Genomic DNA, 6,929 nt, shown 5'->3' on the forward strand with positions numbered 1-6,929 from the left:
TCACTCCTATACATCTAGGTTTTGGACCTCTGCTGCATGCTGGAAAATAAATTCACGCCGAGGTTCTACCTTGTCTCCCATAAGTATTGTGAAAATCTCGTCCGCTTTTTCCGCATCCTCCAAACTCACCTTTAATATAGTGCGCTTTTCAGGATTCATAGTAGTTTCCCACAGCTGCTCGGCCACCATCTCTCCAAGACCTTTAAAGCGTTTCACTTCAGCTTTGTCACGGCTGTCACCTAGTTCCTGCATAATTTTCGAAAGTTCTTGATCATCAAAAGCATAGTAATTCTTTTTACCGACCAGTATACGATAAAGGGGCGGCTGTGCTATATACACCTTGCCTTCTTCAATGAGTGGCTGCATGTATCTGTAAAAAAATGTAAGCAACAGTGTGCGTATATGGGCTCCGTCCACATCGGCATCGGCCATGAGGATTATCTTATGGTACCTGAGTTTTTTTATGTCAAACTCTTCACCGATTCCGGTGCCAATAGCCGTGATAATGGCCCGGATCTCTTCACTGTTTAAAATCTTATCAAGTCTAGTCTTTTCCACGTTTAATATTTTACCGCGAAGGGGAAGTATAGCCTGTATTCTGGGATCTCGGCCTTGTTTTGCAGAACCACCGGCCGAATCTCCCTCTACCAGGAACAGCTCACAAAGCCTCGGGTCTTTTTCCCTACAGTCGGCAAGTTTACCAGGCAGCGTAGTTCGCTCTAAGACACTCTTGCGACGGGTAAGTTCGCGAGCTTTGCGGGCCGCTTCCCTGGCCCTTGATGCACTGATAGCCTTTTCCGCTATAGTGCGTGCAATGTTGGGATTTTCCTCTAAAAAGCGGGCAAGGCCTTCACCTACTATTGAATCCACTAAACCGCGCATTTCGCTGTTGCCAAGTTTAGTCTTTGTTTGGCCTTCAAACTGAGGATTCCTGAGTCTCACACTGATTACTGCAGTAAGCCCTTCTCTAACGTCTTCCCCAGTTAGATTTGGATCGCTATCTTTTAAAAGATTCATCTTCCTAATATAGTCATTGAAAGTGCGGGTAAGAGCAGTGCGAAATCCTACAAGATGTGTGCCGCCTTCCTGGGTATTGATGTTGTTGGCAAATGTAAAGACCTTCTCAATATACGTGTCATTGTACTGAATTGCAACTTCAACTTCCATATCATCTTTAGAGCCGCTCATATATATGGGCTTTTCATGGAGCACATCATTGTTTCGGTTGAGATACTCAACAAATGAAACAATTCCGCCTTCATAGTGAAATACGCTGCGCTCCTGGGTTCTCTCATCAAGTAACGTTATGTGTATCCCCCTATTTAAGAAAGCCTGTTCCCTTAGCCGCTTTGTTAAAATATCTGCCGAAAAAGTTACATCTTCAAAAATTTCATCATCGGGTTTAAAGGTGATTTTAGTACCCGTATCTGCAGCATCGCCTTTTCTTATGACATCGGTTACAGGCTTGCCACGCTCGTACTTTTGATAAAACAAACCGCCATCTCGCTTGACTTCAACTTCCATCCAACGGGACAGGGCATTGACCACCGCCACTCCGACCCCGTGAAGACCTCCTGACACTTTATATCCATTTCCGTGAAATTTGCCGCCGGCGTGCAGCATAGTAAGTGCCACTTCCATAGCGGATTTGCCTACTTTGGGATGGGTTTTTACGGGTATGCCTCGTCCATCATCTATTACAGTAACAGAATTATCTTTGTTAATGATAACTTCAATATTCTTGCAATATCCGGCCATGGCTTCATCTATGCTGTTGTCCACCACTTCGTACACCAAGTGGTGTAAACCGCGGCTGTCAGTAGAACCTATATACATACCGGGACGAAGTCTGACATGTTCAACGCCCTCTAGAACCTCTATTTCATTTTCATCATAAACATTCTTCTTTTCCAAACCTATAACCTCCACCAAAACCTATTTGAGGTTTTTAATAAAATTTGCCCTCTTTGCAAGAGTAACAGACGATATAGGTGAGTACAGTATTTTTTTATCTAGTATGACAGCACTTTTTTTATCATTACAATTCTTGTTAAGTAATATATCGTCTTCAGAAATAAATCCCTCTTCTTGTGCCACCTGTATAAAATCCGAAGTATCTTTTGCATCCAGTGCACTTTTGTCAAGAATCATTATAACATCTTTTGTCAAAACTACTTTATCACCGCCTATGTGTATGAACAAGTACGTTCCCTCTTTTCATTTTATACTTTGCATCTTTTATCAAAAAATCTTTATACATATTTCTTAACTCCTCATCAGCAATATCTTGGCATATATTATATATTAATTTCATAGTTTTTTCAGGAATTTCGTAGTTTATATCTTTTTTTGCATCAAATTCATGTTTTGACTTTTTTACTTGCTTTATATCACATATTTGAAACTTGATGTCTTTTACTAAAGCATTAGTCAAATGGGAGTTGATCTTTTCCAGCAGTTCTAGCTTAAGCATATAGAGTTGATGCATCCATATGTGATTTGCGACGCCAATGAAAAGTGTGCCGTTTTGCATAAAGGTGGGCTTTGAAATCTCTGCAATTTTTTCTCCCACTATCGTTTCGTATTCTACAAAAATCTTAGCTTCATTTAGTTTATTCTCAAGATAGTTTTTTCTAAAAGAGCTTAGTAATATTGTTCCTATATTTTCCACTTTTTATCACCTCAATGCGCCGGCCTCAACACAGTATAAAGAACTTCTCTTGGATATGTATTCGGGCAATAGTTTTAAATCAGTAGTGGTAATAAATACCTGATGATTCTGCTGCTCAAAAATAAGCTGTCGGCGATGTATATCCAGCTCTGACATTACATCATCCAGGAGCAAAATTGGATACTCGCCTCTTTCATTATACAGTAGATTCCGCTGAGCAAATTTTAGACACAAAACTATAAGTCTTTGCTGTCCTTGGGAACCATAGTATTTTGCGAGTTTCCCTTCAATAAGAAAATCTATGTCATCCCGATGAGGACCTACTGTAGTATAGCCTCTTTGCACGTCCTTTTCACGGCATGCTGCAAGCTTTTTTTTGAAGTCCTCTTTAATCGCCATCGGGTTACTTATATCAATTTCGCTCTTGTAATTTATCTTTAAACTTTGTTTGTAATTGGTAAAATCGCTAAAATAATTTTCTGCCATTGCCGATATTTGCTTTAAGACCTTTAACCGCACACGCATCAGCTGTGCCCCAAATTCCGACAATTGCTCATCCCACGAATCTAAGGTCCTGGCAAGATTTGGCTTTGATTTTACAGCTTTTAAAAGCATATTTCTCTGTAAAAGCACCCTCTGGTACTGCTGTAAAAATTTATAAAATGCAGGCCTCACCTGATAGACAATATTATCTATAAACCTTCGGCGGTCTGATGGCTGACCTTTGATAATATCCATATCATCCGGTGAAAAATAAATGGCACATATGCTAGGAGAAAGTTCTGACCATTTGGTCTTTACCGTTTCTCCTTCTTGCACGGTTTTCTTTCTGTCACGATACACAGTAACCTGGCGGCTAACTGGTCCTGCCGCTGTGCTGAACATTCCCTTTACAAAGGCCAAAGGCTTTTCATGTCGGACAAGTTCCTGTTCCCTAAAGGCTCTGGCCAGTCGCAGTGTGGATAGAAAATAAATGGCCTCTAAAAGGTTAGTCTTACCCTGTGCATTATCACCGTAGAAAACATTTATTCCATTTTCAAATGTCACATCCAGCTCTGGAAAATTTCGAAAATCATAAAGTCTTAAATTGGCAAGATACATAAATTTTACCTCCGGGCAACGGTTATGCAATTGCCCTCATATTCAACCACATCGCTTGCTTTTAGCTTTCTGGATCTTCTTGTCTCAACTTCACCGTTAACCTTTACCCTGCCCTGGGTAATTGCCACTTTAGCTTCGCCTCCCGTAGAGGCCAAACCGGCCCATTTTAAAAACTGGTCTAGATTAATCGACTCAGTGTTTATAAAGACCTCTTTCAATAATTATCACCTAGCTTTACCGGTAATATAAAGTTTTTATGATTGTCAACGCCTTCAGGTGTAATTATGCAAGGTCCTGTGCTGCCGGAAAAATTAAGCTGTATTTTGGGCAAAGCTATAGTCCTTAGTGCATCTATGAAAAAGCTGGCATTAAAAGCAATAGTAAGTTTTTCACCTTCTACATCACAGAAAACCTTATCCGAAATGCTGCCTAATTCTGTGTCAGCCTTAACCTCAATGAAATCGTCGGATATATTAAAAATTACCAAATTGTTTCTGTTGCCTTCCCTTGCAATAATATTTGCTCTTTCCACCGCTGACTGAAAGTCACTTGTGTCAACTTTTACAATAGTGTCCGGTTCTACATTCATGACCTTTGCATAATCGATAAAATCTCCCTCTAAAACCCTTGAAGAAATAAGCACGTTTTCCGTTTTAAACTCCACTCTGTTTGAAGCTGCATACAGTTTAAAGTCGGCATCCTCATCGTCTTTAAAAATCCGGGAAATTTCAAGCATTGTACTTGAAGGCACAATAACTCTAAAGTCATTAGGGTTATTAGCTTCCTCTGGGAGCTGTTCTTCGTACCTCCAGGCTACTCTAAAGCCATCCAGTGCCACCATGTTTAAAACATGGTTTTTGTAATCTATTAAAATTCCTGTAAGCTGAGGCCTTGATGTTGTCTCATCTGCTCTTGCGAAAATAGTCTGTTTAATCATTTCTTTAAATAGCCGCTGTTTTAGTACAATTGTTTCCGAAAGGTCTATTTTGGAAATATCAGGAAAATCTTCAGCGTCGAAGCAGGGCAGTTTCAAATTGAAATCACCGGAAGTTATAAATACAGTATTTTCTTTACTTGCAAATTCTACCATATCACCTGGCATCCTTCTAGATATTTCCGATAAAATCTTTGAGCTGATTACGAAACTTCCTTCTTCTTGGATGCTAAGTTCCCCTGATTCGCTTTTAACATTATACTCAATTCCCATTTCCAAATCTGTGGCACTAAGGCGTAGTGAGTCGGTATCCGCTGCAAATTTGATACCCGTTAAAATCGATACGGTGCTTTTTGAAGGTACAAACTTCTCTACAGTTGAAATACCTGTAATAAGCTGATTCTTGCTGATTGAAAACCTCATAAAAAACCTCCAAAAAAAATTTTTTTTTGTTATGCATAAAAATCTACTGCCCCGAATAGGATATTAAATTAGTAGTAATAGTAGTAGTTTGTGTGAATATGTGGATAAACTATGTGCATAAGTAGATTTTACGCATTTTTGTTGTGGATAAACTGTTGAAAATGGGTATAACTTTGTTCACATTACTAACAAAAATTATTAACAGTCGAAAATTGTCCACTTTTCTTTAACAGGTTGTCCAAAGGATTTCCACAGTTTATCAACCATAGAGAATTTTTTTCTTTAGATTGTCTATTAAGGCAGATAATTGGGCATCATTGTCAATGTCGTTGGCAATTTTATCTCTGGCATGTATTACAGTAGTGTGATCTCTACCCCCAAATTCATCTCCAATTTTTGGAAGTGAAAGATCAGTAAGTTCACAGCAAAGGTACATGGCAATTTGACGAGCAAAGGCCAAATCTTTGGTTCGCTTTTTAGATTTAAAATCCTCCGGCTTAATGGAAAAGTATGTTCCAACTTCTTCAACAATTTGCTGTGCTGTTACTTGTTTGGGTTTTTCATCAGCCAAAATGTCTTTTAAGACGTGTTCAGCAAGCGGTAAGTCAATAGGGCTGTTGGTAAGTGAAGAATAGGCAACTATGCGAATAAGGGCACCTTCAAGTTCTCTGATATTTGTTTCTATTTTTGTAGCAATAAAGTTTATAACATCGCTTGGCACTACTAGATTTTCCATCATGGCTTTTTTTTGCAGTATAGCGATGCGCGTTTCAAAATCCGGTGGTTGAATGTCAGTGATGAGGCCCCATTCAAAGCGTGACCTTAGCCGTTCTTCAAGTGTAGGAATTTCTTTAGGCGGACGGTCGCTGGAAATAACTATCTGTTTGTTGGCATCGTGCAGTGCATTGAAAGTGTGGAAGAATTCTTCCTGGGTCCGTTCCTTTCCGGCAATAAACTGAATATCGTCTATTAGCAAGACATCAATTGTCCTGTATTTGTTTCGAAATTCCACATTTTTGTCATCTCTAATAGAGTTGATGAGTTCATTTGTAAATCTTTCAGAAGATATGTACATAACTTTACAGGATGGATTTTGTTCAAGTATGTAATGACCTATGGCATGCATTAGATGAGTTTTGCCGAGGCCTACGCCGCCGTATATGAAAAAGGGGTTGTAAGCTTTTGCCGGCGATTGGGCTACAGCTAATGATGCTGCGTGAGCGAAGCGATTGCTGTTGCCTACAACAAAAGTGTCAAAGGTGTATTTTTGGTTTAATGAAGGTGTAAAGTCCTTTAAGGCCGATTTGACTTCAGGTTCATCTTCCAGCGTAACTGTATCAGCAGGGACAGATTGACTATCAAATCCTTGTGGATTAATTTGAATACATAAGTTGATATTTTTCTTTAATACCGAACTTAATATATCTTTGATCAGATTGAGATAGCGCTTTTGTATGACAGACTTTATAAAGTCATTGGGCACTTCTACTATAGCAGTGTCCTCTACTATTGACACAAGTCTTGCCGGCTTTAAAAATGTGTTAAAGGACATGTCGTTGTTTAGTTCATTGCTTAGAATTTTTAGGACGTGTTGCCAAAGTTGTAAAGGGTCTAGTGACATAAAAAAACCTCCCCGCAGTGCGAAAAAAATATATTAGGCCAATTAAATAATATCAGAATAAATGGTTTCCTTCAATAAAAGAAAAATTACATTATTTTTTAAGCCTTAAATTGCAATATTAAATGCGACACATTTTTTGGAAACCCGAATGATGTTGGGTTTCTCAATCATGAATTTTG

Annotated in this window: 7 protein-coding genes; all 7 read right to left on the bottom strand. The window is 39.0% G+C overall.

Going from position 1 to position 6,929, the window contains the following annotated elements; all coding sequences use genetic code 11:
* Positions 1-6 precede the first annotated feature (6 nt).
* Positions 7-1,914 carry a DNA topoisomerase (ATP-hydrolyzing) subunit B gene (gene gyrB, locus JT739_RS04320; RefSeq protein WP_255688336.1) on the bottom strand — a complete coding sequence of 636 codons (1,908 nt, stop codon included), beginning with the start codon at positions 1,912-1,914 and terminating at the stop codon, positions 7-9.
* A 21-nt stretch (positions 1,915-1,935) separates the two neighbouring features.
* Positions 1,936-2,202, bottom strand: coding sequence for an extracellular matrix regulator RemB (remB, locus tag JT739_RS04325; RefSeq protein WP_237659870.1), 267 nt, complete (start codon positions 2,200-2,202; stop codon positions 1,936-1,938).
* Positions 2,180-2,671 (bottom strand): DUF721 domain-containing protein, encoded by a 492-nt coding sequence (locus JT739_RS04330; RefSeq protein WP_237659871.1) that lies wholly within the window; start codon positions 2,669-2,671, stop codon positions 2,180-2,182. The genes remB and JT739_RS04330 overlap by 23 nt, the downstream gene beginning before the upstream one ends.
* A 6-nt stretch (positions 2,672-2,677) precedes the next feature.
* Positions 2,678-3,772, bottom strand: coding sequence for a DNA replication/repair protein RecF (gene recF / locus JT739_RS04335; protein ID WP_237659872.1), 1,095 nt, complete (start codon positions 3,770-3,772; stop codon positions 2,678-2,680).
* A 5-nt stretch (positions 3,773-3,777) separates the two neighbouring features.
* The gene (locus JT739_RS04340) at positions 3,778-3,990 is read right to left on the bottom strand and encodes an RNA-binding S4 domain-containing protein (protein WP_237659873.1); all 213 of its coding nucleotides are present in this window, start codon (positions 3,988-3,990) and stop codon (positions 3,778-3,780) included.
* Positions 3,987-5,129 (bottom strand): DNA polymerase III subunit beta, encoded by a 1,143-nt coding sequence (dnaN, locus tag JT739_RS04345; protein WP_237659874.1) that lies wholly within the window; start codon positions 5,127-5,129, stop codon positions 3,987-3,989. Before dnaN ends, JT739_RS04340 begins: the two co-directional genes overlap by 4 nt.
* A 259-nt stretch (positions 5,130-5,388) precedes the next feature.
* Positions 5,389-6,750: a chromosomal replication initiator protein DnaA gene (gene dnaA / locus JT739_RS04350; RefSeq protein ID WP_237659875.1), complete on the bottom strand. Its 1,362-nt coding sequence runs from the start codon at positions 6,748-6,750 to the stop codon at positions 5,389-5,391.
* Between the last annotated feature and the right edge of the window lie 179 nt (positions 6,751-6,929).

It is taken from the genome of Tepidanaerobacter sp. GT38 (assembly GCF_021991635.1).
GTDB lineage: Bacteria > Bacillota > Thermosediminibacteria > Thermosediminibacterales > Tepidanaerobacteraceae > DTU063.

What these genes read in the sequence shown, in the direction of transcription:
- dnaN (WP_237659874.1), bottom strand. Translation starts at nt 5,129, where the DNA reads ATGAGGTTTTCAATCAGCAAGAATCAGCTTATTACAGGTATTTCAACT.
- dnaA (WP_237659875.1), bottom strand. Translation starts at nt 6,750, where the DNA reads ATGTCACTAGACCCTTTACAACTTTGGCAACACGTCCTAAAAATTCTA.
- recF (WP_237659872.1), bottom strand. Translation starts at nt 3,772, where the DNA reads ATGTATCTTGCCAATTTAAGACTTTATGATTTTCGAAATTTTCCAGAG.